28 protein-coding genes are annotated in these 26,948 nt (G+C 71.0%); 14 read left to right on the forward strand and 14 right to left on the reverse strand.

Annotation, left to right across the window (positions count from 1 at the left end):
- The first annotated feature begins 39 nt into the window (after positions 1–39).
- The 5 genes from P1Y20_RS18530 to P1Y20_RS18550 all read left to right on the forward strand — a co-directional run bounded on the left by P1Y20_RS18530 (position 40) and on the right by P1Y20_RS18550 (position 5,927).
- A complete protein-coding gene (locus P1Y20_RS18530) occupies positions 40–1,932 on the forward strand; it encodes an asparagine synthase-related protein (RefSeq protein ID WP_304450176.1) in 1,893 nt (630 codons plus the stop codon).
- Complete coding sequence (locus P1Y20_RS18535; RefSeq protein ID WP_304450177.1) at positions 1,929–3,572, forward strand: alkaline phosphatase family protein; 1,644 nt, start codon at positions 1,929–1,931, stop codon at positions 3,570–3,572. The genes P1Y20_RS18530 and P1Y20_RS18535 overlap by 4 nt, the downstream gene beginning before the upstream one ends.
- 133 nt (positions 3,573–3,705) lie before the next feature.
- Positions 3,706–4,752, forward strand: a complete 1,047-nt coding sequence (locus tag P1Y20_RS18540) for a lipid II:glycine glycyltransferase FemX (RefSeq protein WP_304450178.1) — start codon at positions 3,706–3,708, stop codon at positions 4,750–4,752.
- 172 nt (positions 4,753–4,924) lie between these two features.
- Positions 4,925–5,125 (forward strand): hypothetical protein, encoded by a 201-nt coding sequence (locus tag P1Y20_RS18545; RefSeq protein WP_304450179.1) that lies wholly within the window; start codon positions 4,925–4,927, stop codon positions 5,123–5,125.
- 271 nt (positions 5,126–5,396) lie between these two features.
- Complete coding sequence (locus P1Y20_RS18550) at positions 5,397–5,927, forward strand: DUF7344 domain-containing protein (RefSeq protein ID WP_304450180.1); 531 nt, start codon at positions 5,397–5,399, stop codon at positions 5,925–5,927.
- Between the two features lie 9 nt (positions 5,928–5,936).
- Here the strand turns inward: P1Y20_RS18550 and P1Y20_RS18555 are convergent, their stop codons facing one another.
- From P1Y20_RS18555 to P1Y20_RS18565, 3 genes are read right to left on the reverse strand one after another with little or no spacing between them, the layout of a single operon-like run.
- Positions 5,937–7,088, reverse strand: coding sequence for a thiolase family protein (locus P1Y20_RS18555; RefSeq protein WP_304450181.1), 1,152 nt, complete (start codon positions 7,086–7,088; stop codon positions 5,937–5,939).
- Positions 7,085–7,516: a Zn-ribbon domain-containing OB-fold protein gene (locus P1Y20_RS18560; protein ID WP_304450182.1), complete on the reverse strand. Its 432-nt coding sequence runs from the start codon at positions 7,514–7,516 to the stop codon at positions 7,085–7,087. The genes P1Y20_RS18555 and P1Y20_RS18560 overlap by 4 nt, the downstream gene beginning before the upstream one ends.
- A complete protein-coding gene (locus tag P1Y20_RS18565; RefSeq protein WP_304450183.1) occupies positions 7,513–8,505 on the reverse strand; it encodes a hypothetical protein in 993 nt (330 codons plus the stop codon). Before P1Y20_RS18565 ends, P1Y20_RS18560 begins: the two co-directional genes overlap by 4 nt.
- A 112-nt stretch (positions 8,506–8,617) precedes the next feature.
- Between P1Y20_RS18565 and P1Y20_RS18570 the strand changes: the two genes are divergently transcribed.
- Positions 8,618–9,406, forward strand: a complete 789-nt coding sequence (locus tag P1Y20_RS18570) for an enoyl-CoA hydratase/isomerase family protein (RefSeq protein WP_304450184.1) — start codon at positions 8,618–8,620, stop codon at positions 9,404–9,406.
- Positions 9,407–9,499: 93 nt separating this feature from the next.
- A complete protein-coding gene (locus P1Y20_RS18575; RefSeq protein WP_304450185.1) occupies positions 9,500–9,949 on the forward strand; it encodes a MaoC family dehydratase in 450 nt (149 codons plus the stop codon).
- Position 9,950: 1 nt separating this feature from the next.
- Here P1Y20_RS18575 and P1Y20_RS18580 read toward each other — a convergent pair whose 3' ends face one another.
- The 3 genes from P1Y20_RS18580 to P1Y20_RS18590 form a co-directional block, all read right to left on the reverse strand.
- Positions 9,951–11,351: an APC family permease gene (locus P1Y20_RS18580; protein WP_304450186.1), complete on the reverse strand. Its 1,401-nt coding sequence runs from the start codon at positions 11,349–11,351 to the stop codon at positions 9,951–9,953.
- Positions 11,348–11,587, reverse strand: coding sequence for a hypothetical protein (locus P1Y20_RS18585; RefSeq protein ID WP_304450187.1), 240 nt, complete (start codon positions 11,585–11,587; stop codon positions 11,348–11,350). The genes P1Y20_RS18580 and P1Y20_RS18585 overlap by 4 nt, the downstream gene beginning before the upstream one ends.
- Before the next feature lie 136 nt (positions 11,588–11,723).
- Positions 11,724–12,671, reverse strand: coding sequence for a ferritin family protein (locus P1Y20_RS18590; protein ID WP_304450188.1), 948 nt, complete (start codon positions 12,669–12,671; stop codon positions 11,724–11,726).
- A 100-nt stretch (positions 12,672–12,771) separates the two neighbouring features.
- On the opposite strand from P1Y20_RS18590, the gene P1Y20_RS18595 reads away from it, so the two are divergent.
- The gene (locus P1Y20_RS18595) at positions 12,772–14,358 is read left to right on the forward strand and encodes a class I adenylate-forming enzyme family protein (RefSeq protein ID WP_304450189.1); all 1,587 of its coding nucleotides are present in this window, start codon (positions 12,772–12,774) and stop codon (positions 14,356–14,358) included.
- A gap of 3 nt (positions 14,359–14,361) precedes the next feature.
- On the opposite strand, the gene P1Y20_RS18600 is transcribed toward P1Y20_RS18595, so the two are convergent.
- On the reverse strand, positions 14,362–15,363 hold the full coding sequence (locus P1Y20_RS18600) for an MBL fold metallo-hydrolase (protein WP_304450190.1): 1,002 nt from the start codon (positions 15,361–15,363) through the stop codon (positions 14,362–14,364).
- A 1-nt stretch (position 15,364) separates the two neighbouring features.
- A complete protein-coding gene (locus P1Y20_RS18605) occupies positions 15,365–16,555 on the reverse strand; it encodes an acyl-CoA dehydrogenase family protein (RefSeq protein ID WP_304450191.1) in 1,191 nt (396 codons plus the stop codon).
- Positions 16,556–16,706: 151 nt separating this feature from the next.
- Here P1Y20_RS18605 and P1Y20_RS18610 point away from each other — a divergent pair, with 151 nt between their 5' ends.
- On the forward strand, positions 16,707–17,990 hold the full coding sequence (locus P1Y20_RS18610) for an MFS transporter (protein ID WP_304450192.1): 1,284 nt from the start codon (positions 16,707–16,709) through the stop codon (positions 17,988–17,990).
- A gap of 7 nt (positions 17,991–17,997) precedes the next feature.
- Here the strand turns inward: P1Y20_RS18610 and P1Y20_RS18615 are convergent, their stop codons facing one another.
- Positions 17,998–19,305 (reverse strand): MFS transporter, encoded by a 1,308-nt coding sequence (locus tag P1Y20_RS18615; protein ID WP_304450193.1) that lies wholly within the window; start codon positions 19,303–19,305, stop codon positions 17,998–18,000.
- 113 nt (positions 19,306–19,418) lie between these two features.
- Between P1Y20_RS18615 and P1Y20_RS18620 the strand changes: the two genes are divergently transcribed.
- From P1Y20_RS18620 to P1Y20_RS18630, 3 genes are all read left to right on the forward strand, one after another.
- Positions 19,419–19,748: a hypothetical protein gene (locus P1Y20_RS18620; RefSeq protein WP_304450194.1), complete on the forward strand. Its 330-nt coding sequence runs from the start codon at positions 19,419–19,421 to the stop codon at positions 19,746–19,748.
- 120 nt (positions 19,749–19,868) lie between these two features.
- On the forward strand, positions 19,869–20,147 hold the full coding sequence (locus P1Y20_RS18625; protein WP_304450195.1) for a HalOD1 output domain-containing protein: 279 nt from the start codon (positions 19,869–19,871) through the stop codon (positions 20,145–20,147).
- A gap of 278 nt (positions 20,148–20,425) precedes the next feature.
- Positions 20,426–20,848 (forward strand): universal stress protein, encoded by a 423-nt coding sequence (locus P1Y20_RS18630; protein WP_304450196.1) that lies wholly within the window; start codon positions 20,426–20,428, stop codon positions 20,846–20,848.
- 6 nt (positions 20,849–20,854) lie between these two features.
- Here P1Y20_RS18630 and P1Y20_RS18635 read toward each other — a convergent pair whose 3' ends face one another.
- The 5 genes from P1Y20_RS18635 to P1Y20_RS18655 all read right to left on the reverse strand — a co-directional run bounded on the left by P1Y20_RS18635 (position 20,855) and on the right by P1Y20_RS18655 (position 24,641).
- Positions 20,855–21,295: a universal stress protein gene (locus P1Y20_RS18635; protein ID WP_304450197.1), complete on the reverse strand. Its 441-nt coding sequence runs from the start codon at positions 21,293–21,295 to the stop codon at positions 20,855–20,857.
- Positions 21,296–21,387: 92 nt separating this feature from the next.
- On the reverse strand, positions 21,388–21,663 hold the full coding sequence (locus tag P1Y20_RS18640) for a DUF7521 family protein (RefSeq protein ID WP_304450198.1): 276 nt from the start codon (positions 21,661–21,663) through the stop codon (positions 21,388–21,390).
- Positions 21,660–22,031: a winged helix-turn-helix domain-containing protein gene (locus P1Y20_RS18645; protein ID WP_304450199.1), complete on the reverse strand. Its 372-nt coding sequence runs from the start codon at positions 22,029–22,031 to the stop codon at positions 21,660–21,662. Before P1Y20_RS18645 ends, P1Y20_RS18640 begins: the two co-directional genes overlap by 4 nt.
- Before the next feature lie 62 nt (positions 22,032–22,093).
- The gene (locus P1Y20_RS18650; RefSeq protein ID WP_304450200.1) at positions 22,094–23,422 is read right to left on the reverse strand and encodes an MFS transporter; all 1,329 of its coding nucleotides are present in this window, start codon (positions 23,420–23,422) and stop codon (positions 22,094–22,096) included.
- Between the two features lie 76 nt (positions 23,423–23,498).
- The gene (locus tag P1Y20_RS18655) at positions 23,499–24,641 is read right to left on the reverse strand and encodes an FG-GAP repeat domain-containing protein (protein ID WP_304450201.1); all 1,143 of its coding nucleotides are present in this window, start codon (positions 24,639–24,641) and stop codon (positions 23,499–23,501) included.
- Between the two features lie 127 nt (positions 24,642–24,768).
- On the opposite strand from P1Y20_RS18655, the gene P1Y20_RS18660 reads away from it, so the two are divergent.
- Both P1Y20_RS18660 and P1Y20_RS18665 read left to right on the forward strand, forming a co-directional pair.
- Positions 24,769–25,731: an NAD-dependent epimerase/dehydratase family protein gene (locus tag P1Y20_RS18660; protein ID WP_304450202.1), complete on the forward strand. Its 963-nt coding sequence runs from the start codon at positions 24,769–24,771 to the stop codon at positions 25,729–25,731.
- Positions 25,732–26,196: 465 nt separating this feature from the next.
- A complete protein-coding gene (locus tag P1Y20_RS18665; RefSeq protein WP_304450203.1) occupies positions 26,197–26,811 on the forward strand; it encodes a DUF7344 domain-containing protein in 615 nt (204 codons plus the stop codon).
- The last annotated feature ends 137 nt before the right edge of the window (positions 26,812–26,948 follow it).

Below are 26,948 nucleotides of genomic sequence, written 5' to 3' on the forward strand. Positions count from 1 at the left end.
GCTGCTTAACGAAGTATGTTCCGTCGGAATCGGGAGGTAATGCCAGGGTTGTGTGGGGCACTCGGCGCCGCCGAGTGCGATATCGACCGACTGCGAGAGGGGCTCCGGTGGTCGGGCCGAGAGCGGGTGTTCGACCACGCCGCGGGCGACGTGGCCGTCTCCGTCGCGGTCAACGACGGGTTCGGCGACCAGCCGGCCCGGACCGACGACGGCGAACTGGTGTGGCTGTGGGGGGACGTCTACGGGGTGGAGTCGCCGTCGGGGTACACCGCCTTCTCCGGACTGGAGCGCGACCGGCCGGCGCGGACGGTGGCCGACCTGTACGGCCGGTACGGCCTCGACGTCGTCGAGCGCCTGAACGGGACGTTCGCCGCCGTCGTCTCCGACCCCGACGCGGGGTGTGTCCACCTCGTCACCGACCGGATGGGGAGCCACCCGCTGTACGTCGCGGGCGAGCGCGGGGTCGCGGTCTCCTCGCACGTCCAGTCGCTCGCCGCGGCGACCGACGCCGAGTTCGAGGAGACGTACCTCCCGGAGTTCTTCACCACGGGGCGCGTCTCGGGCTGTCGGACGCCGTTCGCCGGCATCGACGAGGTGCCGCCGTCGTCGGTGCTCACGGTCGACGTCGAGACGGGCGACACCGCGGTGCGTCGCTACTGGACGCCGCGCTACCGACCGGTCGACCGGTCGTTCTCGGCGTTCGTCGACGAGTTCGTCGAGACGTTCCGGACCGTCTGTGCGGACTACCTCCGCGACGACCGGCGGTACGGCGTGCTGCTGAGCGGGGGGAGCGACTCGCGGCTGGTGCTCGCGGCGGCGGCCGACCACGACACCACGGCCTACCACCTCTCCGACTGGATGAGCGACGAGGCCGGCACCGCCGAGCGCTCCGCGCTCGCCGCCGACTGCCCGTTCGTCTGGCTGAAGCGCGGCCCCGACCACCACCGCGAGTGTCTCGTGGAGAACCCGTCGATGATGCCCTTCTACGGTCGGTTCGACCAGGCTCACACCGCCGGGTTCAACGACCGCCTCCGCGAGGAGGTCGACGTCGTGGTCTCGGGACTGTACGCCGACGTGCTGTTCAAGGGCGCGACGCTCCCGACGGCGGTGGCCGACTTCGGGCCGCTCGGGACGCTCACGCTCCCCGTCGAGCGCTCGGTCGACTCGGTCGAGGCGTACGTCGACCGAGCGGTCCAGTCGCTCCCGCCGTACCTCGACGTCCCGATGACGATGCGCGAGACGTTCGAGGCGAACGTCCGCGAGACGGTTCGCGGTATCGACCACCACGGCGTCGTCTACCCCTCGATGCGCGAACTCGTCTCGCTGCGGGAGTTCTACCCCATGTCGAACGACCCCGACCTGTTCTACTACGGGCTGACCCAGTCGATGCCCCACTGGACGCCGTTCCTCGACAACCGCATGATAGACCTCGCGCTGCGCCTCCCGGTGAAGTACCAGCTCCGTCGCGACATCGTCAACACGGCCATCGAGCGCCTGGCCCCCGACCTCGCGGCCATCCCGCACGCGAGCACCGACGTCAGCCTCGACCGGCCCTACCCGCTCCACTTCGTCGGGCGCTACCTGACGTCGATGCGCCGGCAGCGCCGGGACACCGCCCCCGACGTCCCCTACTACGGCCACCGGCCGTGGGTCCACGGGCCGGAACTGCTCCGCCACGACCGCTTCGCCATCGAGAGCCTGCTGGCGAACCGCGACGTCGTCGAGGCGCTCCCGTTCCTCGACTGGGACGGCGTCCTCGAGACCTACCGTCGGCACGCCGAGGGGGAGAACTTCTACTGGGAGCTGTTCATGCTCGTCGGCTTCCTCGAGATGCCGGCGGTGCGGGCGCTCGCGGGGATCGAACCGACGTCCACCGGCGTCGTCCCCTCGCGGGGCGTGGACATCGACCTCACCTCCGGTGACGCGCGATGACCGGACGGAACCTCCGGACGCTCGTCGTCGGCATCGACGCGGCCTGCGAGGGGGTGCTCGACCCGATGTTCGAGCGCGGCCTGCTGCCGAACCTCCGCTCGCTCGTCGAGTCGGGCGTCGCCGGGCCCCTCGAATCGCAGGTCCCGCCCTGGACGCCGAGCGCCTGGCCGTCGCTCTTCACGGGGACGAACCCCGGCAAGCACGGCGCGTACAGTTTCCTCCGGTACGAGGGCTACGACTGGGACGTCCTCGACGCCACGGACGTCGAGGAACCCGCGCTGTGGGACATCCTCGACGCCCGTGGGCTGTCGAGCGTCGTCGTCAACGTCCCGGTGACGGCGCCGCCGTCGGCCATCGACGGGGCCATCGTCCCGGGGTTCACCGCCCCCGAGGCGCCGCCGTGTCACCCCGACGGGCTCCTGGCCGACGTCGAGGACGCCATCGGTGAGTACCGCGTCTACTCGCGCGAGGAGTTCAACTCGCGGGCGTCGCCGACGACCCGCCACGTCGAGTACATGAAGCTCGTCAGGATGCGCGGGAAGGCGTTTCGCTACCTCTGTGAGCGCTTCGACCCCGACTTCGGGTTCGTCCAGTTCCAGCAGTCGGACACCGTCGTCCACGACATGCCCGGCGACCTGGACGAACTGCGCGTGGTCTACCAGGCCATCGACATGCAGCTCGGGCGCATCCTCGAGGAGTGCGACCCCGACACCGTCTTCGTCGTGAGCGACCACGGCATCGGGCCGTACGCCGGCCAGGAGTTCCGCGTCAACGCCTTCCTGCGCGACCGGGGCTACCTGGAGACGACCCGGTCGGGCCAGGGGCGCCCCTCGTGGGTCCCCATCTTCCACGACCGGTTGAGCGGCGACGAGGGGGACGACGACCGCCCGCTGGCCGCGCGCACCCTCGACCGGGGGATGGCCGTCGCCGGCCGCGCCGGGGTGACCCCCGACCGGCTGGTGGCGCTGCTCTCGCGGGTCGGCCTCGACGACGCCGTGACGCGCCTCCTCCCGGCGTCGCTGGTGCAGGCGGCCGCCGGCGAGGAGCAGGTCGACTTCGCCGCCTCGCGGGCGTACATGCGCCTGCCCGTCGAACTCGGCGTCCGCATCAACCTCGAGGGGCGCGAACCCGAGGGGGTCGTCCCGCCCGAGCGCTACGAGGCGCTGCGCGAGGAACTCATCGACCTGCTCTCGAGCGTGCGGACGCCCGCGGGCGACCCCGTCTTCGAGCGCGTCGTCCCCCGGGAGGAGGTGTTCTCGGGGCCGAACCTCGAGGACGCGGTGGACGTCGTGACGATTCCCGCGAACTACGACCAGTTCCCCTCCGCCCGGCTCGGGGCCGACCACTTCGGGCCGCCCAACGAACCGTGGAACCACAAGCGCGACGGGATTCTCGTCGCCGCCGGCGCGGGCGTCGACACCGCCGCGGACGTCGACGGCGCCCACCTGCTCGACGTCGCGCCCACGGTGCTGGCGAGCCTCGGCGTCCCGGCGAGCGACCGGATGGACGGGCGCGTCCTCGACCCGGTGGCGCCCGTCGGCGAGGCGACCTACCCCCGTCCCGGGCCGCGCGAGGACCGGACGGGCGACACGGGGTACAGCGTCGAGAACCGCCTCGCGGACCTCGGCTACCTCGAATGAGCGTCCGAACCGCCCGACCCCTCCGAACCGACCGAACTATCGGGCCGGCGCGAGCCGGTCCGGACGCCACGCACCGCCGACCGACCGACCCCGCAGACGGACGTCACGAACACGACCACACGCACACACCGCTATGAGCATCGACGTCACCACCCTCGACGAGTCGGACCGCGACGTCTGGAACCGCTGTGTCGAACAGTCGGACCAGACGAACCTCTTTCACCAGTACGAGGCGCTCTCGCTCCTCGTCGCCCACTCGGGGGCGACCCTCCACCCGCTGATCGGCTACAACGGTCAGGAGCCCGTGGGAATCATGCCCGTCTTCGAGGTCGAACGCGGGCGTCGCCGTATCGTGAAGTGCCCGCCGTACCTCCTCGAGAGCTTCTCGCTCGGCCCGGCGCTGCTCAACCTCGCGGGGACGAAGCGCCGGCGCGCCGAGCGCCACCAGCGCCAGTTCGTCGAGGGCTGTCTCGAGTACGTCGAGGAGGACATCGCCCCCGCGGAGACGCACGTCCGCCTCGGCGGGCGCTTCACCGACGTCCGGCCGTTCCTCTGGAACGGCTACGAGGCGTCGCCGTACTACACCTACGTTGTCGACCTCACGCCCGGTCGGGAGGCGGTGATGGCGGAGTTCAGCCGCGACGCCCGGAGCAACATCCGGAAGACCGACACCGAGGACGTCGAGGTGTACGAGGGCGGCGTCGAGGAGATACGCGCCATCGTCGAGCAGGTACAGGACCGACACGACGAACAGGGGAAGGAGTACCGCGTCTACCCGGGGTTCGTCATCGACCTCTACGAGGCGCTCCCGGAGGGGCAGGTGCGCCCCTACGTCCTCGAACACGGCGGCGAGTTGGCCTGCGGGATGATCACGCTGGAGTACGGTGACACCATCTACCGCTGGGAAGGGGGCGCGAAGTACGGCGGCGACGTCCCCGCCGCCGACCTCCTCGACTGGCACATCATGTGCGAGGCGATGGACCGCGACGTCGCGCGCTACGACCTCGTCGGCGCGAACATGCCCCGCCTCTGTACGTACAAGGCCAAGTTCGGCCCCGAACCCGAGGTGTACTACAACATCGAGCGCAAGGCCCCGCTGGACGCGTTCACCGAGGGGGCGCGCGCGCTCGCCGCGGACGTGCTCGACCGGGCGGACGACCTCCGGACGCGCGTGAAGTAATCGCCGTCCCCTGACCGTCCGTCACGCGTGCCGGTCGCCGGACCGACCGGTCCTTTCGTGTCACTGTCTCGGAAACTGCACGCTCATTACACATCTAGCCCGGTCGGCGCGGTCCGCCCACGCCCGTAGCTGTAAGGGGTATCCGGCCCCCGCTCGTAGCACCGATGACGGCATGTCTGGCACACGAACTACCGACGTAACGACCGCCGAGATCATCGAACTGAACGTCGCCGAGGAGGGACTGGCCGGTATCGTCCAGGACCTCCAGGCCCGGGGCGTCGTCACCGACGACGACGCCGCCGACCTCTCCACCCGCGTCCAGTCGCTCACCGACGAGCTCCGCGGGTGCGTCGTCGGGACGTCCCTCGACTAGGCGAACAGCATCGTACCGCGCGGAAACCGCAGGTCATTGACTTCATTCGGTCGCCGTCGCGCGACGGCGGCCAGACCCCGTTCGCCCCGGAGCGCGCGGCTCGTTGGCCTCCCGGGCAGCGGAGTCGCGCCGCGACAGATATTTACTGAACGTGGTAATTCTGTATTAACAGGTAGTTTTTTCTCCGGTGCATTCGTACTAGTTGTCAGATACGTCGTCGACCATCCGGGGGAGCGGCGCATCGCCCCGACCGCGGGGCGCCCGAGGACCCATGAGCACGAACGTAGTCAGGGAGGAGCGGACACTCGCCGAGAGCGACGTCTACAACATCCTCCAGAACGACCGCCGGCGGTACGCCATCGAGCAGTTACGCGCGAACGGCGAGCGCGCCGAGGTGGCCACGCTGGCGGAGGCCATCGCCACGGTCGAGACGGGCGAGTCGCCGCCGCCGCGGAACGTCCGCCAGAGCGTCTACAACTCGCTCCACCAGTCGCACCTCCCGAAACTCGACGCCGCCGGCGTCGTCGAGTACGACCGCCAGCGCAAGGTCGTGACGCTGACCGACCTCGCCGTGGAGGTCGAACGGTACATGGGTCTCGACGACCCCCAGCCGCTCCCGTGGGCTGACTGTTACGTCGCCGCCGGCCTCGCCGGCCTCGCGGCCGTCACCGGCGCCTGCCTCGGCCTGCCGGGACTGGCGGCGGTCCCCGCTCTCGGCTGGGCGGCCGGCGGCGGCACGGTACTGGTCGGCCTCCGCGCCCTCCAGTGGCGGAGCGACGGCGCGATGCCCGTCACCGACTGACCAGTCCGCTCAGGTGCGTTCGAGGACGTTGACGCAGCTGACGGCCCCGGTCGCGTTGCGCCCGATGCCGATGTTGTGCTGGAGGCCGACCGCCGGCGCGTCGACCTGCACGTCGCCCGCCTCGCCGCGCAACTGCTCGAATATCTCCGCCACCTGGGCGACGCCGGTCGCGCCGATGGGGTGGCCCTTCGAGAGCAGACCCCCCGAGGGGTTGACGGGCGTGTCGCCGTCGAGGGTGGCACGCTCGACGAACGCCCCGCCCTCGCCGTCGGCGCAGAAGCCGAGGTCCTCGTACGTGATGAGCTCCGTGATGGAGAAGCAGTCGTGGACCTCGGCGACGTCGACGTCGGCGGCGGTGATGCCGGCGCGCTCGTAGGCTCGCTCCGCGGCCTGTCGCGTCGCGGGGAAGTTCGTCAGCGCGAGGTCGCTCCCCCGCTGGAAGGAGTCCGCCGAGAGGCCCCACCCGGCGTGGCGGACGGGGGCGTCGGTGAACTCGCGGGCGCGCTCCTCGCTCGCGAGCAGGACGGCACAGGCGCCGTCGGTCACCGGACAGCAGTCGTAGAGGTTGAGCGGGTAGCTCACCGTCGGGGAGTTCCGGACGTCCTCGACGGAGCACTCGAACTGCTGGTGGGCGTAGGGGTACTTCACGCCGTTGGCGTGGTTCTTCACGCTCACCTCGGCTATCTGGTCGCGGGTCGTGCCGTACTCCGCCATGTGGCGGGTGGCGCGCATCCCGAAGTAGGCGGGCATCGTCACGCCCCGCCCGCGCCAGAGGCGTTCGAGCGCGGCGCTCCCGATGAGGCCGGCGGTGTCGTCGAGCATCTTCTCCGCGCCGATGACGAGCGCGACGTCGGCCGCGCCGGCCTGCACGGCGAGCGAGGCGTTACGGAAGGCGTCGCTCCCGGTCGCGCAGGCGTTCTCGACGCGCGTGATGGGCGTCTCGAAGAGCCCCGTCGCGTGCGCGAGCGCCGACCCCGAGGAGCCCTCGCCCGCGATGTCGATGGTGCCGTACCAGGCGGCGTCGATGTCCTCGGGAGCGAGACCGTCGACGCTCCCGAGCAGGTCGAGGTACGCCGCCTCCAGCAGGTCGTCGAAGGAGTCCCCGTAGCGCTCGCCGAACTCGATGATGCCCGAGCCGACGACGTAGGCGTCGCGGGTCATTCCTCACCTCCGGCCTTCGACGCGCGCGGCACGGCGAACTTCAGCGAGTTGATGGGCCGACGCCCGTCGCTGAACAGTTCGCGAAAGCGCGCCTCGACCTCGGTGCCGACGTCGAGTTCCGCCAGGTGCGTCTCGGTCAGCAGGCCGTAGGCGCGCGCCGCCTCGCCCGCCCCCGACGCCTGCGGGAGCGAGACGACGGCGACCGGCTGTGGCGTCTCGATGTCCTCGGGGAGGTACTGCTGGACGACGAACGTCTCGACGGTCCCCCGTTCGGCGAGTTGCACCGCCTCGAAATCGGCCGGCGCGTCCCCGCAGCGCTTGCACGTCCGCTTCTCCTCCGGGAACGACACCCAGCCGCACGACTGGCACTCGAAGCCGACGAGACGCTGGTCCTGTCGTTTCGTCCGCTCGTAGCGCGGGCCGCTCACGCGCGGTTCACCCCCTGGTACTCGACCGGCCGGCGATACTCCAGGTGTTTCGCGTAGGTGACGTACTCCTTCGCGTCGAGGAGGGCCGAGACGGTCGGTCCCTCGGTCGACCCCGACCCGACCTCGAGGGCGACGGCGTCCGCCCCGCCCGCGCCGTAGCAGGCCGCGAGCGCGGGCGTCCCCGCGTCGGTCGTCTCCAGCAGGTGCGCCAGGTCGAGGAAGAAGGAGGCGACGCCGGCCGACCCCACGTCGTCGAACGTGCTCACCCGCTCGGCGTCGACGCTCCGGAGGGCGGTCCGGGCCAGTCGCGCGTCCGGCGCGCTCGCGACGGCGCGGGCGGGCGCCTCGCCACCGTCGAGGGCGCGTTCGACGGCCGCCTCGGTCGCCGGCGCGACGCCGTGGCGGCGCTCGAAGCGCGCGTCGCCGCTCCGTGCACGTTCGCCGTGTTCGCGGTGGCGCTCGACGAACCCCGTCGTCTCCTGGCCCCACCCGGTGAGCGACGCCGCCGGCGCGTCGGCGTCGGGCGCGAGGACGACGGCACCCGCCCCGGCGCCGGCGTACTGCTCGTCGTCGTCGCCCGACTCGGCGGGCAGGACGTCGCTCGCGACGACCAGCACCGTCGACTCGGTCGCCTCGACGGCGTCGCGCGCCGCGAACAGCGCGTCGGTGGCCGCCCGCGGCGTCGCCCGGAAGTCGCCCGTCCGGACGTCGCCGGTCGCGCCGAGGCGGTAGGCGACGTGGGCCGCGATGCCGTGTTCGGCGAACGGGTCGGTGACGCTCGCGGCGAGGACGGCGTCGAGGTCGTCGCCCGCGAGGGCCGCCCGCGCGAGCGCAGTCTCGGCCGCCTCGCACGCCAGCGTGACGTGGTTCTCGTCGCGCGCGGGGACGGCGCTCTCGCCGCGGCCGGACTCGCCGAACTGGGCCGCGATGGTGTCGCGTTCGATGCGGTAGAGGGGGACGTACCCCCCGCAGCCGGCGACTACGACCACCGCTGCCCGCCTCCGTCATTGTGTCGTGATGACATACATCGCGACTCCGACAGCGGCCGAGTAAAAACTACTGGTCGGCAAGGACTATGGCGGCGCTGGCTGTGGTGCGGGTATGCCGTACGACTACGAGAACTTCCGCGTCGAGCGCGAGGGGGACGTCCTCCGCGTCGCCATCGACAGCACGAGCAAGATGAACGCGCTCAACCGGACGATGACCGACGAACTGCTCGACCTCGCCGTCTCGCTGCACGGCGACGACGTGCGCTGTCTCGCGCTCACCGGCTCCGACGGCGTCTTCTGCGCCGGCGGCGACGTCGCCGGGTTCGCCGCCGACGCGGACCCGTCGACGGAGATGCGCCGCGGCGCGTCGCTCCTCCACGACGCCGTCGTCCACCTCCGGCGGGCGGAGGTGCCCGTCGTGACGGGCGTGAACGGGCCGGCCGTCGGCGCGGGCCTGAGCCTCGCCATCCTCGGCGACGTCGTCCTCGCGGGCGAGGGGTCGTACTTCCAGTTCGGCTACCCCCGCATCGGGCTGACCGGCGACGGGGGGTCGACGTACTTCCTCCCCCGCCTGCTCGGCCTGCGCGGGGCGCTCGACTTCGCGCTGCGCAACCGCCGCGTGGCGGCCGCCGAGGCGGTCGAGATGGGCCTCGCGACCGACCTCGTCGCGGCCGACGCCCTCGACGACGAACTGACCGCCGTCAGCGAGGCCCTCGCGGCGGGGCCCACCGTCGCGCTCGGGCGGACCCGGCAGTTGCTCGCCGAGAGCTTCGAGCGGGGGTTCGAGGCGCACCTCGCCGCCGAGGCCGACACCATCGCCCGGACCGCCCGCACCGCCGACTTCGAGGAGGGCGTCCGGTCGTTCACGGAGGGGCGCGACCCCGCGTTCGAGGGGCGCTGACCGGGGACCGCGCCCGCCGGCGCTCGCGTCCGACGGTGGTCTGCGGTACCGAGTACCGAAGCTTCTTGTCCCCCTCACCCGACTCCCGCCTCGATGCAGTACTACGAGGACATCGAGGTCGGCGACGTGACCGAGTGTGGCAGTCGGACCGTGACGAAGGCGGAGATAATCGACTTCGCCACCCAGTACGACCCCCAGTCGTTCCACGTCGACGAGGAGGCGGCCGCCGACTCCCCCTACGGGGGGCTCATCGCCAGCGGGTGGCACACGGCGGCGCTCTGTATGCGCCAGCTCGTCGACGGCGTCCTCGGCGAGCAGGCGGGGATGGGCGCGCTCGGCGTCGACGAACTGCGGTGGTACCGGCCGGTCCAGCCCGGCGACACCATCTCCGTCACCTCGGAGGTGCTGGAGAAACGCCCCTCCGAGAGCGACGCGAGCCGCGGGCACGTCACGAGCAAGTTGACGGGCTACAACCAGGACGGCGACGAGGTCATCTCCTGGGTCGGCCTGGGGCTGGTGAAGCGCCGCGAGGGCGAGCAGTAGGCTACTCCCCGCCGTCGGCGCGCGGCCCGTCCCGTCCCTCCCGGGCGAACGCCGCCTCGTGGTCGTCGAGCGCGGTCATCCGCCGGTACATCGCCACGCGGTCCGTCCGCCCGAGGCGGTGGCGGTAGTAGCCGTAGCCGAGGAGGAACCAGCCGACGAGGACGACGCCGACGGCGGGGAGCTGGAGCAGCGAGACGACCCAGAAGCCCCCCGTGGCGAGCGCCCCGGCGACGACGGCGAGGGGGAGGCCGCGGTCCCGCCGGAGGCGGAAGACGGCGTTCGCGTAGTGGTCGGGGAACTCCCGCGGGAGGTTCCACAGGCCGATGGCGCTGAAGAAGTACGCGGTGAGGCTGGCGAGGCCGATGAACGCCGAGAGGCCGATGAGGTCGTCCGAGAGGGGGACGAGGACGAACGGCGGCAGGCCGAGGACGAGCAGCGCGTAGTGGGGGGTGCCGAAGCGGGGGTGGACGCGCGCGAGCGACCGGGGGAGGATGCCGTCGCGCCCGGCGCGCATGAGCGTGCGCGAGGAGACCAGCAGGGAGGTGTTGACGCTGGTGACGACGGCGAACAGCGCGCCCGCGGCGACGAGCCCGACACCCCACGGCGGGAGGAACCGCCGTACGGCGAACGCGAGGTCCGCGGGGTCGCCGAGGTCCGTCCACGGGACGACCCCCACCAGCACGGCGACGAGGGCGACGTAGAACAGCGTGACGACGACGACACCGCCGAACAGCGCGAGCGGGATGGTCCGGCCGGGGTCGGAAATCTCCTCGCCCAGCTCCACGAGGAGTCCGAAGCCGAGGAAGGGGTAGAACAGCGCGACGGCGGCGATACCGAACGCGCCGAGGTCGGGGAACAGCGGCGTGAAGTGCGCCGGCTCGACCACCGTCGCGCCGGGGACGATGAACGCGAGGAGGCTCACCACGAGGCCGACGACGAGCAGGAGCTGGACCCGCGCGACGAGTTTCAGGCCGACGAGGTTGACGACGAGCACGCCCACGAGCAGGAGGTACATCAGGACGAGCGGGGGGACGTCGACGAAGAAGCGGGCGTACTCGGCGAAGCCCGTCGCCGTCACGAGCAGGGTGGCCCAGACGACGAGCGGGAGCGTCCACGGGACGAGGAAGCCCCAGAACGGTGCGGTGAGCCGCGAGATGTAGACGTAGAGGCCGCCGGCGACGGGCATCGCCGACCCCAGCAGCGCGTTGTAGAGGACGACGAACGAGGCGGGAATCGCGGCGAGCACCGCCGCGAGGACGACGCTCGGCCCGGCCGCCCCGGCCAGCGGGCCGGAGAGGACGAAGATGGGGACGGAGATGGCGTTGCCGACGACCAGCGCCAGGACGGCGAGCAGACCGACGCGGTCGGTGAGCAGGCGCGCCTCCGCCCCCTCGGCGCTCATCGCGTCGCCCGGAGCTGTCGGAGCCGCCGCCGCGCGACCCACCGGCCGGCGGCGAACCCCGCGACGCTCCCCACGAGGGGTCCGACCGCCACCAGCGCGGGCGCGAACAGCAACGCGAGGCCGATGCCGAGGCCCATCCCGACGACGAGCCCACCCTCGGGGTACTGGGCGGCCGCCACCGCACACTCCGCGTCGTCCATCCGGTCGGGCACGTCCCGGTAGCGACCGATTGCCATGTCAACACACAACAGTAATCGTGGAGATATAGTTTACGGCAAATACTGCGGGACGCGGCGTGAGGCGGTCGCCAGCCGGGGGGGAGCGGGTCGTCGTGTCCGCGGTGCCGGGTCGAACGCCGGCGCCGGTCGCCGGTCAGTCCGCCGCGGAGATGTCCTCGCCCCCCTCGACGTGGACGAGTTCCTCGACGGGCGGGAGGTCGGCCTCGGCGTTCGTGATGATCTCGATGCGTCGGGTGAGTTTGTCGCTGGCGTACTCGACCAGCGGCGTCGAGTCGACCTGGCTGTCCTCGTACTGGACGGTGCCCGCGACGTGGGGCATGAGGTCCTGGAGCGTGGTCTGGACGACGGCGGGGTCGACGCCCTCCTCCTGGATGAGTCGCCGGACCTCGTGCATGCCGAAGCCGACGTGGCGCCCCTCGTCGCTCCGGATGCGGGTGACGCCCTCGATGAGACCCTCCAGGTGGACGGGTTCGCCCTCCACCTCGAGGTCGGCGCCCGTCGGCGACCACGACGACTGGATGCCGTAGTAGCCCGTCTGCGCCAGCACCGACTCGACGACGAGGTGGTAGTGACAGAACGCCCGGGCGCGGTTCTCGGGGCTGTCGTCGGTGAGCAGGCGCTGCATCGCTGCCTCGGTCTTGTCGAACAGCGCCACGTAGTCCTCGTTGAAGTAGCGCTGGTCGGTGGGGAGGGTCACCTCGAACCCACAGGCCTCCGCGACGGGGTTTATCACCTCGCGCCAGTAGCGGTCGAAGAACTGGGTGTGTTTGGCCTCCTCGTATATCTGTGAGGAGAGGAACATCTGGCGGTTGATGTCGTTCGTGACGAGCATCAGCGGGGCGAGGTCCTCCGTGACGGCCTCCTCGCCGGCGCCGAACAGCGCGAGCGTCCGCCGGAGGCCGTCGAACTGCCGTTCGGTCTGCTCGCGGGCGATGAGGCGCTCCCGGTCCTGGTCGAGCAACGCCTGGGGGACGTCCTCGTAGGGGTCCCAGTGGCGGTAGACGGCGTTCCGGAAGTAGCCGCCGGCGAAGGAGTCCGGGTCCAGGCGCATCTCCCTGCTCGTGTCCCGAATCTGCGTCATAATCCGTGATAGATTCTGTCAAACGCGTATATAGCTCTGTCGCACCGGTTGACAACTCCGCGGAGTAACACTTACTACGGGCGTTTCGGTACCACGTGCCATGCGTATCGAGGACGTCGCCGACGACGCGTTCCGGGGGAACGTCGCGAAGCTCCACGACGAGACCGTCGCCCACCACGGCGACGGCCTCGCCATCGAGATGCACGGCCGGGAGCTGACTCACCGCGAGGTCCAGGCGGCGACGGCGGCCGTCGCCGGCGGCCTCCACGACCTGGGGCTGGAACCGGGGGACTCGCTCCTGCTCTACCTCCCGAACTGCCCGCAGTACCTGCTCGCGGCGCTCGGGGCGTTCCGCGCCGGAGTGGTCGTCTCGCCGGTCAACCCCCAGTACAAGGTCCGTGAACTGAGCTACCAGCTCGAGGACGCCGACGCCTCGGCCATCGTCACCCACGCCGCCCTGCGCGAGACGGTCGCGGAGACGGTGACCGAGACCGACCGCGAGCCGGTGGTCGTGACGGTCGGGGAGTCGGTCCCCGAGGGCGACGTCCCCTTCGAGGCGGTGCGGGGCGAGGCGACGCTCGTCGAGCGCGACGACGACGACGTGGCGCTGTTGCCGTACACGAGCGGGACGACCGGCCGGCCGAAGGGGGTCGAACTCACCCACCGCAACGTCCGCGCCCAGACGGTCGCCACCCTCACGAGCGGCTACGACGACCTCCCCGGCGACGAGGTGCGGAGCCTCATCTGGCTCCCCCTCTACCACATCACGGGCTTCACGCACACGGCGTGGCAGCCGCTGGTCCGCGGGGGGACGCTCTACCTCCGCAACCCGACCGACTGGGACGCGGACGACGCGATGGCGCTCGTCGAGGACGCGGGCATCACCCACTTCGTCGGCGTCACCGCGATGTACGTCGACATGGTCACCGCCGACTCCTTCGGCGAGCACGACCTGGGCAGTCTGGTGCAGGCCGCGGAGGGGGGCGCGAAGATGTCCGTCGCCGTCCAGCGGGAGTTCGAGGCCGTCGCGGGCGTCGAGATGTCCGAGGGCTACGGGCTCACCGAGACCAACGGCGCGACCCACTCCCAGCAGGGGTCGACCTACGGCCTGCGCCACGGGACGGTCGGCCAGCCCCTCCGGATGACCGACTGTAAACTCGTCGACGACGCCGGCGAGGAGGTCGGCGTCGGCGAGGAGGGCGAACTGCTCGTGCGCGGCCCGCAGGTGATGCGCGGCTACCGCAACATGCCCGAGGTGACGGCCGCCGCGTTCACCGACGCGGGCTACTTCCGCACGGGCGACATCGCCCGTCGCGACGGCGAGAACTACTACGAGATCGTCGACCGCAAGACGCACATGATCGTCTCGGCGGGCTACAACGTCTACCCGAGCGAGGTCGAGGAGGTGCTCCACGAACACGAGGCGGTCGCCGACGTCGCCGTCGTCGGCGTTCCCGACGAGCGACGCAACGAGGTGCCCATCGCCTACGTCGTCACCCGCCCCGACGTCGAAGCGGGGTCGGACGTCACCGCCGAGGCACTCAAACAGCACTGTCTGGAGACCATCGCGGAGTACAAACACCCCCGCGAGGTCCGCTTCCTCGAGGAACTCCCCCGGACCGCGAGCGGGAAGGTACAGAAGTTCAAACTGGAGGCGCGCGACGACGCCACCCACGGCGAGGCCTGACCCCTACACGGCGACGTAGCGCCTGACGCCGTCGTCGACCCGGTAGACGACCGCTCCCCGCTCGTCGAGCGTCCCGAGCGCCCCGACGGTGTCGAGCAGCGGGGCCGGGTAGCGCAGTTCGTCGCCCCCGAGGCGGGCGAGCGTCACCGCGTAGGGGGAGGCGGGGCCGACGCGCTCGACGGTCGCGAGTACGTCGGCGACCAGACGGTCGAGCGACGCCCGCGACCGCTCGAGGACGCCCTTCGCGTCCTCGAACGGCGGACCGTGGCCGGCGTACACCCGTCGCGGCTCCCGCCGGTCGAGTGCCGCTTCCAACCTCCCGTACCCACGGTAGAACGCCGCGACGGCGTCGTACGCCCCCCGGTCGAGGCCGACGTCGAGGGCGGCGGCGCGGAACGGTTCGACGAGCGCGTCGCCGGAGAACAGCACCGTCTCCGCCCCGTCGCTCGCGAAGAGGCAGGCGTGACCGGTCTGGTGGCCGGGCGTGTGGACCGGTTCCAGCGAGAGGTCGGCGACGGGAAACGCCTCGCCGTACTCGAAGGGGACGGCCACCGCGTCGGGCGGGAGGAGACGGCGGTTGCGTTCGAGCGAGTCGACGGCGCGCGCGACCTGTGCGTCGAGTTCGCGAGGCGGGAGGCCGACGCTCGCGGCCGTCTCGCGGACGCGCGCCTCCAGGTCGGCGGGGTCCCGTCGCAACTGCTCGCAGACGGCCCGGGGGGCGTACAGCCGCGCGTCGGCCGCGACGAACGCCGGGACCTGGCCGATGTGGTCGGAGTGCGGGTGGGTGAGGACGACGTGCTCGATATCGGCGACGGTGTACCCGCGCTCTGCGAGGCCCTCGTCGAGTACGTCCTCCGAGCGCTCGTCGACGTGGCCCGCGTCCACGAGCACCGGTTCCTCCCCCTCGACGAGGAAGGCGGCGGCGTGCCCCGGCGGCCAGGGCACGGGCGTCTCGATGCGGTGGACGCGCGCGGCGAGCGAGTACTCCAGGGGGTCGCGCGTCACGTCAGATGAGCTCCCGGGCGATGGTGCGCTTCTGTATCTCGTCGGTCCCCTCGAAGATGCGCAGGACGCGCGCGGTCCGGTACTGGCGCTCGATGGGCTGGTCCTTCATGAAGCCGGCGCCGCCGTACACCTGCATGGCGACGTCCGCCGCGCGGTTGTTGAGCTGTGCGCCCCGGAGCTTCGCCATCGACTCCTCCTTGCGGGCGCGCTCGCCCTCGTCTATCTTCCAGGCGGCGTAGCGGTAGAGCTGTCGCGTCGTCTCGGCGTCCGTCGCGAGGTCGGCGAGCTGGAAGGAGACGCCCTGGCGGTGACCGATGGGTTTGCCGAACGTCTCGCGCTCGCGGGCGTACTCCACCGCGAGGTCGAGGAGGAACTGCGCGTTCCCGACGGCGTTCGCCGCGATGTTGATGCGCCCGCCGCCGATCCAGTTCATCGCGGTCTGGAACCCTCTGTCTACCTCCCCGAGGACCTGCCCCTCGTCGACGCGCACGCCGTCGAAGCGGAGTTCGCACTGCCCGCCCGGGGTGAGCCCCATCGTCCGGTGGACCTTCGCCACCTCGTAGTCCTCGCTGTCGACGAGGAAACAGGTGATGCCCTCGTAGTCGCCCTTCTCACCGGCGGTGCGCGCGAACACCATCGCGAAGTCGGCGTAGGGGCCGTTCGTGATCCAGTACTTGTTCGCGTCGATGACCCACTCGTCGCCGTCCCGCTCGGCGGTGGCGTCCATGTAGTGGGGGTCGCTCCCGTGGTCGGGTTCGGTGAGCGCGAAACACGTCGTCACCTCCCCGGCCATCAGCGGGTCGAGGTAGCGCTCGCGCTGGTCCTCGTCGCACGCGAGCAGCACCGGCGTCGGCCCGCCCGCGCCGCCGGTGATGGCGCCGTGGAAGCCCGGCGGCCGGTCGGCGAGGTGTTCGACGACGACGGCGTTCGTGAGGACCGAGAGCCCCCCGCCACCGACCTCCTCGGGCATCCCCATCCCGTAGAAACCCGCCTCGGCGCTCCTCTCCCGTATCGTCTCGACGATTTCGCGGTACGCGGGGACCTGATAGCCGTCCTCGTCGACGATGTGGCGCTGGTAGTCCTCCCCGAGGAACTCCGGGTGGGCGTCCTCCAGCGGTGCGACCTCGCGCTCGATGAAGTCGTCGAGGGCCTTCGTTATCTGGACCGCCTCGGACGGTTCGCTGAAGTCCATGCCACACACTATCAAGTATCCTACATAGTTTTTCGTGTATGAGTTCCGTACTTTTGCGTGCCGGTCAGTTCGGTGCGTTATTGACGGGACAGGGCGAGTCGAACGGTATGTGCGCGCTACCGAGGGTATCCGCGTCCCGAGGGACCACCGCGTGACTGCCGACGCGTACGGTCCCCGAGAGATACGCACCGTCGCGCTCGCCATCATCGCGGGCGTCTTCTTCGGCGGCGTGGCGACGGGCGTCGCCTTCCCGACGCTCCCCCTGCTCGACGACCTGCTGGGCATCGGTGCCGTCGTGCTGGGGCTCATCCTGAGCGCGAACCGCATCGCCCGCCTCGTGATGAACACCCCGGCGGGGAGCGTCATCGACCGCGTCGGCGCCCGCAGGCCCATGATCCTCGGGCTGTTCGTCCAGGGGCTCGCCCCCTTCGGCTACGTCCTCGGCCTCCACGCCCCGCGCGGCACGGCCGTCGTCGTCCCGGGGCTGGGCGACGTGTCGAACGCGGCGCTCGTCTTCCTCTCCTCGCGGGTGATGTGGGGCCTCGGTTCCGCGTTCGTCTTCCTCGGCGCGTTCGCCACCATCACCCACGTCACGAGCGCCGACAACCGGGGGACGTGGCTCGGCTACATGCGCGGCGGCCAGAGCCTCGGCTTCCCGACGGGGCTGGTCGTCGGGGGGGTCGTCGCCGACCTGTTCAGCGTCCAGACGGCGTTCCTGCTCGCGGGTATCCTCGCGCTGCTGGCGGGCGTGGTCGCCGCGCTCGTCCTCCCGGACGTGCGCCCGGAGACGCGCGGGCGCTCGGGCGTGCGCGACGTCCCCCGGATGCTCCGGCGCGAACCGCGCGTCCTCCCGGTCGGCCTCGGCAACATGGCGATTCGCTTCATGTTCGGCGGCGTCCTGCTGGCGACGGTGGTGAAGTACGCCGAAGCGGGGAGTATCGACCTCGGCGTCCTCACGGCGACGGGCGTCAGCGGCGTCGTCCTCGGCATCGGCGTCGTCTCCGCCAGTGCGACGACGGTCGCGAGCGGTCGGCTCTCCGACCGCCTCTCGAACCGCGCGCTCGTCACCGTCCCCGCGCTGCTGGCGATGGCCGCCGGTCTGCTCGTGCTCGCGTTCTCGCCGACGCTCGCCGGCCTCGTCGGTGGGACGGCGCTCATCGGCGTCGGGACGGGCGGGACGGGACCGGCGCTGCTGGCCATCCTCGGGGACATCACGCCCGGCGACGAGATCGGCCGGATGGGCGGGGTCTACAACGCGATGGGCGACGTCGGCCTCAGCCTCGGACCGCTGCTGGCGGTGCCGATGGTCGACGTCTGGTTCGGTTTTCGCTCGACGTACGTCATCTGTGCGGCCGTCGTCGGCCTCACGCTCGTCGTCTCGACGCTCCCGCTGTTGCGCGCGGGCACGGCACCGGCGGGCGACGTCCGGTCGTGACCGGTCGCTACCGTCGGGCGGGGTGGTCGGTCGCCGCCTCGCCGACGCCGTGTCCCCCTTCGTCCAGTGGCCCACAGAACGCGTCGGCACAGCGCGTCACGGTGCGCTCGACGACCGGTTTCGGGTCGAACGGCTCCGGCAGGTAGCGGTGGGCGACGACTGCGAACGCGAGGGCGCTCGCCCCCGCCAGCGCGGCGCTCGCGCCGTAGCCTGCGCCGGCGAAGACGGGGCCCGAGAGCGCGCCGCCGAGGGCGAACCCCACCTGTCCGGTGGCGGCCGTGAGGCTCATCAGCGACCCGCGCCGGTCGTCGCCGACCAGTTCGGTCACGAGCGCCTGGAAGGGACTGCTCCGCGAGGCGACCAGCGCCATCGTGACGAAGAAGACGACGTAGACGGGCCAGAGTGCGACCAGCGCGACCGGCGTGAGGGCCATCAGTCCGCCGACGGCCGCCGACGCCGCGACGACGACCGGTTTCCGGCCGAGGCGGTCCGAGAGCCGACCGGCCTCCGGGCCGGCGACGACGTTCGCCACCCCGCCGACGAAGAACAGCAGCGCGACGGCCGCGCCCGTCGCCTCGAACCGCGCCTCCAGCAGGAGCGGGAGGAACGCGAAGTAGAGGGGGAAACTGAAGAAGAGCAGGCCGAACAGCAGCGCGGCCGCCGCGACTCCCGGTTCCCGCAGCAGGCCGAGGTAGCCGTCGACGGCCCCGCGGAACGACAGTCCCCGGGGGGCGCGTTCGACGGTCGGTTCGGGGAGGACCCGCCAGACGAGGCCGGACGCGACGACCATCACGACCGCGAACGCGAGGAAGGGGGCGCGAAAGCCGAAGGCGTCGGCGAGGACGACGCCGAGCGGGATGCCGGCGATCTGCCCGGCGGCGACGCCGCTCAGCACCCACCCGGCGGCCCACCCGCGCCGCTCGCGGGGGAAGTAATCGCCGACGTAGGCGATGGCGGCCCCGTTGAGCACCCCGCCGGCGCACCCCGCGAGCGCCCGCGCCACGAAGAGTTCGGCGAACGAGCCGACGAGACCGTGGAGCGCGAGCGCGACGGCCATCAGCGCGCTCCCGGCCAGCAGGACGCGGCGGCGACCGAAGCGGTCGGAGACGGGGCCGACGGCGAGCGCGAACGCGCCGACCGCGAGGGCGTAGGCCGTGATGAGCGTCCCGAGTAGTTCGACGCTCGTGTCGAGTCCCTCGGCGATGCGCGGGAGGATGGGGGCGATGATCATCACCTGGCTGGCGAACGAGAAGACGACGAGCCACAGCGTGAACAGGACGAGCGTCGCCGCGGCCGACTGGTGGTCCGTGTCCATCGTCCCTCCCTCGGCGACGGGTGGAGATGAGCGTAGCGCGCGGCGAGGGTTCGTCCCGTCGCGGGAGCGACGAATGTAAACCGTTATTGCCGGCGTTCGACCACCCACGAACGATGGACTCGGACATCGCGACCGCCAGACGGCTCACCCTCGGTATGAACGTCGCGCTGGTGGTAGCGCTCGTCGCCGTCGTCGCCGGCGTCGTACTCGACTCGTCGATACTCGTGCTCGCGACGCTCGGTCTGTTCGCCGTGGCCTTCCTCGGCTACGTCGTCGGACACGTCGCGCTCCACCGCCGCATCGCCACCGCACAGCCGCGCGCCGTCGCGAACGACGGCACCGTCGTCGCCGCACTCGGCCTCATCCGCACCAACCTGCTGCTGTACGGTGGGTTCATCGCCCTCGCTATCGGCCTCGCCGTGACCGAGGGCTACCTCCTCTGACCGTCCGTTCGTCCAGACAATTCGAATTTCGGAGTACACACGACTCAAAGAGTCTCCTCGAACCCTACGAGTTTATATCCGTTCCGCCATCCTTATCCGGTAAATCGTAGTAGTGGGGGTATGCGCCGTTCTCGACGTGTCGCCGACGCGTCGCTCGCGACCATCGTCGTCGAGCTCGTCGGCGAACTGATGGACGCAGACCCGGTGACGCTCGACCCGCCGCTGAACGAGGTCATCGACGCCGACGCACTCGACCAGTTGCTTCGCTCGGAGCGCGCCGACCCGCACGTCGAGTTCACCTACCAGGGGTTCACCGTCTCGGTCACCCCCGACCGGACCGTCACCGTCTCCGACGGCCGAGCCGGCGGTACCCCCTTCGAGGCCGCACCGTCGGACTGAGCCGAATCCCCACACCCGGGCAGCGCTAACTTTAAACCTCTGTAGTCGAACGGCGAATCGCCGGGGCACGAATCGCTTCAATCCACTCGCCAAGACCAGCATCCTCCCCCGGCATTCTCGTCGACCGCCGTCCCGCGAGCGGTGGCCGACCCTGCCGAGCATCCCCACCCCCTGTTCTTCCCGCGCGGCCGGCGACCCTCGGACCGGACGCCGTGACTGTTCCGCAGTCGTGTAGCTGTAGAAACACTTCTTCCCGCCAGTGTGCAACGTCCACGGGCATGTACCGACGGATACTCATTCCGACCGACGGGAGCGACGAGGCGGCCCGCGGCGTCGACTACGGCCTGACGCTCGCCGAGGAACACGGCGCGGCCGTCGACGTCCTGTTCGTCGTCGACGAACGGGTCTACGGCGAGACCCCCGCGCTGGGGAGTTTCGAACTCGCGCTGGAGGAGATAGAGGAACAGGGGCACGCGCTCGTCGACGCGGTCGGCGAGGAGGCGGCCGCGCGCGACCTGACGGCGACGTGTCGCTGCGTCCGGGGGGTGCCCCACCGGGCCATCCTCGACTACGCCGACGCGAACGACGTGGACCTCGTCGTGATGGGCAAGCGCGGGGCGTCGGGGGTCGAACCGCCCCACCTCGGGAGCGTCACCGACCGCGTCCTGCGCCTGTCCGAGCGGCCGGTCCTGCCGGTCTGACCCCGCCTACTCCGCTTGCTCCTCCGCCGCCCGTGTCGTCAACACGGGCACCGGCGACAACCGGACCACCTTCTCCGCGACGCTCCCCATCAGCAGGCGGTCGATGCCCCGCCGGCCGTGCGTCCCGATGACGATGAGGTCGACGCCGTTGTCCTCGGCGTACTCCAGTATCTGGCGGTGGGGGGCACCGTAGCCGATGTCGGTCGCGGCGACGGTCACGCCTGCGGCCTCGGCGCGGTCACGGACCGCTGCGGTCGCCTCCTCGCCGATCTCCTCCAGGGCGTCGTCGACGTACGCCGCGGCGGCGTCCGCGGGGAGGGCGGTCGTGTCGACGACGAACAGCGCCCGGACCGCGGCGTCGTACTGTCGCGCGAGGTCGACGGCGAGGTCGGTCGCGGCACCCGCACCCGCACTTCCGTCGGTCGGGACGAGGATGGTCTCGTACATGAGTACCACCTGTCACTCGCCGCGGTTAACTCTCCCCACCCATCGGACATCTGAGATGTCAGGGGGTAGTCCAGTCGGCGGGTGGGACGCGGTCAGTCGGTGTACAGCGAGTAGGTGATGATGGCGAACCCGAGGGCGGTGAGGGCGCTCTCGATGAGCAACACGAGGTCGGCGTCGACGCCGAGGCCCTGCTGGGCGGCGCCGGCGAGCAACGACCCGAGCGTGACGACGGCGAAGCCGAGCGAGAGGGCGCCCAGCGCACGCGCCCGTGTCCGCCGGTAGGCCTTGAACGCGAAGTAGGTGATGACGCCGCCGAGGGCGAGCGTCAGCGTCTTGAACGCGACGACGGCGAGGGTGAACTCGCTCATCGCGTCTCCCTCCGTACCTCGTCCCACATGCGTTCGAGGCGGCCGTCAGGCGTGGCGGGCCGTTCGACGGCCACCGACAGGTCGTTGTCGTCCGTGAGCGAGACGACGACCGACTCGAAGTCGCGCCGGTAGCGCGTGGTGTGGTGGCCGTCGCGACGCAGTTCCGTCTCCTCGGCGACCAGCGAGGCGTCGCTCAGGGCGTCGAGCTTCCGGTAGGTCGTCGAGAGCGGGACGTCACAGCTCTCCGCGAGTTCGCTTGCCGTCATGGGGTCGTCCAGTGCCGCGATGATACGCTGGCTGGTCGCGTCCTCGAGAGCGGCGAGGACCGCCTGCACCTCGGGCCCGTCCCGCCGTCGCGGTCGCGCCATCCTTGCCCGACGATGGACGGAGGCGCCTAATAACCGTACCTACTCGTCGGGCGGAGAGTGGTTCAGTCGACCGGGGTCGCCGCGGGTCGGCCGGCGGCCCACCCCAGCAGCGCGAGGATGGGGACGACCAGCAGCGCGCCGAGAGCGAACGGCGCCCAGACGGCGACGGCGGCGTACAGCAGCGCCATCGCGGGCGGGCCGACGGTCCGGCCGAGGCTCCCCGCCCCCTGCGTGACGCCGAAGGCGCTCCCCTGGGCGTCGTCGCTCGCGCCCGCGGAGACGAGCGTCGCGAGCGAGACGTTCAGCAGGCTGTTGCCGAACGAGAGGAGCGCGAGGACGACCAGCAGCGCGACCACCTCAGGGGCGAGCGGGACAGCGAGCGCGCCGAACGCGCGCCGGCCGAGCGCGGGCGCCAGCGGGAGGCCCGCGAGCGCGACGGCCAGCACCCCGGCCCCGACGAGCGCCAGCGGCCGGTCGCCGTAGCGCCGCGAGAGGCGCCCGACGAGCACCCCCTGGTTGAGCACGCCGAGGACGCCGACGTAGGTGAGCAGGGCGGCCGCCTGCGAGGCGTCGTAGCCGTAGACGTCGGCGACGAACGGGATGAACATCACCTGCACGCCGGAGAAGGCCAGCGAGACGAGGAAGAACGCGGCCACCAGCCCCCGCAGGTCGGGGTCCGACAGCGCCGTCCGGAACTGCCCGAGGAGCGTCTCGCCGCCCGCCCGGCGGGTGCGCTCCGGTTCCGCGAGGAAGAGCGCGGCGAGCAGGAGGCTGAGCAGGCTGAGGCTCGCGGCGCCGAAACTCGGCAGCGAGAAGCGCGTCGCGGGGACGAACGCGGGGAAGACCCGTCGCGCACCGGCGACGACCGCGTCGCTCGCGAGGACGCCGCCGAGCGCCGGCCCGAAGATGAACCCGAGGGCGAACGACGCGCCGACGAGACCGAGCGCGCCCGCGCGCCGCTCGCGTGGGGTGACGTCCGCGACGTACGCCTGTGCCGTCGCGATGTTGCCGCCCATCGCGCCCGCGACCATCCGCGAGAAGAAGAGCGTGGCGACGCCGCCCGTCACTCCGAGGAGGGCACCGACCTCCCCGGCGAGGCCGAACACCGTCCACGCGACGGCGCTCCCCGCCAGCGAGAGCATGAGCACGGGGCGGCGGCCCCGCTCGTCGGAGAGTCGCCCGAGCAGCGGCGCGAAGCCGAACTGCATGAGCGAGTAGGAGGCCGCGAGCAGCCCGATGAACACGTCGCTCACGCCGAAGCTCCGGACGTAGAACGGGAGGATGGGGATGACGATGCCGAACCCGAGCAGGTCGACGAAGACCACGAGGACGACCGTCGCGAGGGCCCGACGCGGGGAGGTCACGGACGTCGCCGGGCGCGGTACACGCATGCCTCACGGAGGACGAGCGCCGGCCTAACGTTTCTGACGGCGGGGAACTACGCGCGCGGAGAGGGTCGTCCCGGCGTCAGTCCGCCTCGTTGTACCAGACGTCGACGTGGTGGGCGGGGCCGTAGGACTTCCCGACGACGTCGAGGCGGCCGTCGCCGTCCATATCGACGAGCTTCGCCTCGTGGGTCGGGATACCGCGGGCGACGACGTGCTCCTCGAACTCGCCGTCGCCCCGGTTCTCGAACAGCAGGTGGACGGGGTCGTCGTTCTCGCGCAGGCCCATCTCGGCGACGTAGATGTCGGGGTGACCGTTCCCGGTCACGTCCCCTATCTGGAGGCTGTGTGGGCAGTAGAGGTCGTCGCGCAGGAGGTGGGGCGTCCAGTCGGGGCCGTCGAACCACGCCAGCTGCGCGGGGTGGGTGCCGTAGATGGGCGAGTCCCCCTCCGCGAGGACGATCTCGTCCTCGCCGTCGCCGTCGAGGTCGGCGACGGCCACCCGGACGTCGTCCCAGCCCTCGACGACGGTTTCCCGCCTCCAGCCGTCGCCGTTCCGGTGGTAGATGTTCGTCCCGGCGACGAGTTCCGTCTCGCCGTCGCCGTCGACGTCCCCGACGTGGACGCCCTCGACGCGGTGCCCCTCGTCGACGACGTGGCAGTGCGAGTCGGGCCACGGCTCGACGGTCGGGTCGTCGGGGACGTCGTAGTAGAAGACCGCCTCGGCCTCCTGGGAGAGGCCGACGACCTCCGGTTCGCCGTCGTCGTCGACGTCGCCGACCGCGAGGTCGTGGTACTTCCGGAAGGAGTCCGTGAGGAGGTGCTGTTCCCACGGGTCGCGGGGGTCCTCGGGCTGGCGGTACCAGTAGACGTCCGTGTGGTCGTGACCCTGCCCGACGAGGAGGTCGAGGCGGCCGTCGCCGTCCACGTCGTGGAGGGCGGCGCCCACGTCGAGTTCGAGGTCGCGCTCGGTCGCGAGCGTGTGGCGCTCCCAGCCGGGGTTCTCGTACCAGAAGAGGTTCGTCTCGAAGCGGGGGAGCAGTCGGTCGACCCCCGGCAGCAGCCGCAGTTTGAGCTCGCGTCCGCCGGCGTCGACGACGGGGTACCGACCCTGCGCGCCGACGACGACGTCCGGCCGGCCGTTGCCGGTCAGGTCGGTCGTCAGACACCAGCTCAGCCGACCGCAGGGGGGACGCGCGTCGATGCGCTCGTGACGAAATCGCATGTAGGAGTTCCACCTCCGCCGGCCGTTGTAATAGCTTCCCTACCCGCTCGCGGCGGCCCGGACGGGCCGCCCCGTCCCGGGATGATAGTCCGTGAATAACCATGTGCGTCGGGGGCGGACTCGGGACATGGAACCGGCGACACTCGACGGCCGGACGGTCCTGGTGACCGGCGGGGCGGGGTTCATCGGGAGCCACCTCGTCGACGCCCTCTGCGAAGGGTGTGACGTGCGCGTCCTCGACGACCTCTCGACGGGCCGGCGCGACCACGTCCACCCCGAGGCGACGCTGTTCGAGGGCGACCTCTGCGACGAGGGCGTCCTCGACGCGGCCACGGAGGACGTCGACGTGGTCTTTCACGAGGCGGCGAACGCGAGCGTCGCCCGCTCGGTGGCCGCCCCGCGCGCGAGCCACCGGACGAACGCCACCGGGACGCTCGCGGTCCTGGAGGCGGCCCGTCGCGCGGACGCGCGCGTCGTCGCCGCCTCGAGCACGGCCATCTACGGCGACCCGACGACCGTCCCCGTGACGGAGTCGGAGCCGACGACGCCGCTCTCGCCCTACGGCGTGGAGAAACTCGCCGCGGACCACTACGTGCGGCTCTACGCCGACCTGTACGGCCTCGACACCGTCGCGCTGCGTTACTTCAACGTCTACGGCCCGCGACAGGCGTGTACGGACTACAGCAGCGTCATCACGACGTTCCTCGAGCAGGCCTGTAGCGGCCAGCCCATCACCGTCGAGGGCGACGGCGACCAGCGACGGGACTTCGTCCACGTGCGCGACGTGGTCAGTGCGAACCTGCTGGCCGCGACCACCGACCGTGTCGGCGAGGCGTACAACGTCGGGACGGGCGACAGCGTGAGCGTCGCGGAGCTCGCCGCGCTGGTCGTCGAACTGACCGGGGCGCGAAGCGACGTCGTCAGCGTCGACCCACGCCCCGGGGACATCACCGTCAGCCGGGCCGACATCTCGAAGGCGCGGGCCGAACTGGGCTACGAGCCCTCGGTCTCGCTCCGCGAGGGGCTCACCCAGCTCGTCGTCGGCGACGGGCCGGCGCGACCGTCAGCGACGAGTGGACGGCCGGTCTGAGCCGTCGGCGCATACGGTTTTTCGCCGACTCCCAGCAAAAATTCCACCCTAACCGCGCCGGACGGTACACCGTCCCGCGTCGTCGCACCGGTAGGGGGATACTTAGCGTCTGACGGTCGCAAGACAGGGACGGTCGGCGCTCGTGCCCACGGTGTAGTGGTTCCGGTGTCGAAAACAACTGCTCAACGGTGGATTTGGACCGCTCACGCCGAGGCAGGGGATTTTGCACGTTCTGCAACGAGGCGGGGAGCATTTGCAGTGGCTGCATAAATCAGTTACTTATTAAGCTATTCACAGGTTACACTCGTGCGCTGACACAGCATCGTGGGGATGCACGTACGCCGCCGTTCACCGAGCACCGCATACCCGGATACGGCGGCGCGACTGACGGCCGTCGCGGTTCACTCGACCGCGCCGAGAGCCGCAGGTGCAATCGACGCTGTGACTAGCCACAGGTGGTATCCAATGAGCCAAACACAACTCGAATCGACCGACGCAGCGTCGTCAGCGACCGACTCAGCTGACGCGGGGGAACCGACACTGGCGCTCGACACGGTGTTCGAAATCCTGAAGAACCGTCGTCGCCGCGACATCCTGAACTACCTCTGGGAACACGACGGCGTCGCCAACATCGGTGAACTGGCGGAGCACATCGCGGCGGCGGAGAACGGCATCGAGGTGGCCGCGCTGTCGTCGGCCCAGCGAAAGCGCGTCTACATCGGCCTGTACCAGTGTCACCTCCCGAAGATGGACGACGCTGCCATCGTCGACTTCGACAAGCACCGCGGGACCATCGCGCTGCGCGACAGCGCGGCGCAGTTGACCCGCTACCTCGACGGGGAGTCCGACACGACCGACCCGATGCCGAAGGGGAACCTCGCCGTCGCCCTCGGCACCGCCACCGTCGTCGCGGCGGGTATCGGCGTCGGCGTCGCACCGCTCGTACTGACGTTCGTCAGCACGGCCGCCCTCCTGCTGGTGACGGCGAACCAGGTCCGCGCGGGCACCGGCGACGGCGACGAGGAGGCGTCGCTGCCGGGCGGGTTCGACTACCCCGGTACCGAGCGGTCGACGAGCTGAACGCGGTTTTGTGTGTATTCGGTCGTGTTACTCACGAAATTCTGTAGAGCTGTAGCAGGCTCCTAACCGAAAGTATGCAGTCGTATCCCGCGTGACAACCCGTGTTTAACAAAGGTCGTTCACGCAGTGCTACATGT

It is taken from the genome of Halomarina ordinaria (assembly GCF_030553305.1).
Classification (GTDB): Archaea; Halobacteriota; Halobacteria; order Halobacteriales; family Haloarculaceae; genus Halomarina; species Halomarina ordinaria.

What these genes read in the sequence shown, in the direction of transcription:
- P1Y20_RS18620 (WP_304450194.1), top strand. Translation starts at nt 19,419, where the DNA reads ATGGACTCGGACATCGCGACCGCCAGACGGCTCACCCTCGGTATGAAC.
- P1Y20_RS18570 (WP_304450184.1), top strand. Translation starts at nt 8,618, where the DNA reads ATGCCGTACGACTACGAGAACTTCCGCGTCGAGCGCGAGGGGGACGTC.
- P1Y20_RS18575 (WP_304450185.1), top strand. Translation starts at nt 9,500, where the DNA reads ATGCAGTACTACGAGGACATCGAGGTCGGCGACGTGACCGAGTGTGGC.
- P1Y20_RS18545 (WP_304450179.1), top strand. Translation starts at nt 4,925, where the DNA reads ATGTCTGGCACACGAACTACCGACGTAACGACCGCCGAGATCATCGAA.
- P1Y20_RS18590 (WP_304450188.1), bottom strand. Translation starts at nt 12,671, where the DNA reads ATGACGCAGATTCGGGACACGAGCAGGGAGATGCGCCTGGACCCGGAC.
- P1Y20_RS18615 (WP_304450193.1), bottom strand. Translation starts at nt 19,305, where the DNA reads ATGGACACGGACCACCAGTCGGCCGCGGCGACGCTCGTCCTGTTCACG.
- P1Y20_RS18550 (WP_304450180.1), top strand. Translation starts at nt 5,397, where the DNA reads ATGAGCACGAACGTAGTCAGGGAGGAGCGGACACTCGCCGAGAGCGAC.
- P1Y20_RS18650 (WP_304450200.1), bottom strand. Translation starts at nt 23,422, where the DNA reads ATGCGTGTACCGCGCCCGGCGACGTCCGTGACCTCCCCGCGTCGGGCC.
- P1Y20_RS18605 (WP_304450191.1), bottom strand. Translation starts at nt 16,555, where the DNA reads ATGGACTTCAGCGAACCGTCCGAGGCGGTCCAGATAACGAAGGCCCTC.
- P1Y20_RS18660 (WP_304450202.1), top strand. Translation starts at nt 24,769, where the DNA reads ATGGAACCGGCGACACTCGACGGCCGGACGGTCCTGGTGACCGGCGGG.
- P1Y20_RS18580 (WP_304450186.1), bottom strand. Translation starts at nt 11,351, where the DNA reads ATGAGCGCCGAGGGGGCGGAGGCGCGCCTGCTCACCGACCGCGTCGGT.
- P1Y20_RS18645 (WP_304450199.1), bottom strand. Translation starts at nt 22,031, where the DNA reads ATGGCGCGACCGCGACGGCGGGACGGGCCCGAGGTGCAGGCGGTCCTC.
- P1Y20_RS18665 (WP_304450203.1), top strand. Translation starts at nt 26,197, where the DNA reads ATGAGCCAAACACAACTCGAATCGACCGACGCAGCGTCGTCAGCGACC.
- P1Y20_RS18555 (WP_304450181.1), bottom strand. Translation starts at nt 7,088, where the DNA reads ATGACCCGCGACGCCTACGTCGTCGGCTCGGGCATCATCGAGTTCGGC.
- P1Y20_RS18640 (WP_304450198.1), bottom strand. Translation starts at nt 21,663, where the DNA reads ATGAGCGAGTTCACCCTCGCCGTCGTCGCGTTCAAGACGCTGACGCTC.
- P1Y20_RS18630 (WP_304450196.1), top strand. Translation starts at nt 20,426, where the DNA reads ATGTACCGACGGATACTCATTCCGACCGACGGGAGCGACGAGGCGGCC.
- P1Y20_RS18540 (WP_304450178.1), top strand. Translation starts at nt 3,706, where the DNA reads ATGAGCATCGACGTCACCACCCTCGACGAGTCGGACCGCGACGTCTGG.
- P1Y20_RS18530 (WP_304450176.1), top strand. Translation starts at nt 40, where the DNA reads ATGCCAGGGTTGTGTGGGGCACTCGGCGCCGCCGAGTGCGATATCGAC.
- P1Y20_RS18535 (WP_304450177.1), top strand. Translation starts at nt 1,929, where the DNA reads ATGACCGGACGGAACCTCCGGACGCTCGTCGTCGGCATCGACGCGGCC.
- P1Y20_RS18655 (WP_304450201.1), bottom strand. Translation starts at nt 24,641, where the DNA reads ATGCGATTTCGTCACGAGCGCATCGACGCGCGTCCCCCCTGCGGTCGG.
- P1Y20_RS18595 (WP_304450189.1), top strand. Translation starts at nt 12,772, where the DNA reads ATGCGTATCGAGGACGTCGCCGACGACGCGTTCCGGGGGAACGTCGCG.
- P1Y20_RS18585 (WP_304450187.1), bottom strand. Translation starts at nt 11,587, where the DNA reads ATGGCAATCGGTCGCTACCGGGACGTGCCCGACCGGATGGACGACGCG.
- P1Y20_RS18625 (WP_304450195.1), top strand. Translation starts at nt 19,869, where the DNA reads ATGCGCCGTTCTCGACGTGTCGCCGACGCGTCGCTCGCGACCATCGTC.
- P1Y20_RS18635 (WP_304450197.1), bottom strand. Translation starts at nt 21,295, where the DNA reads ATGTACGAGACCATCCTCGTCCCGACCGACGGAAGTGCGGGTGCGGGT.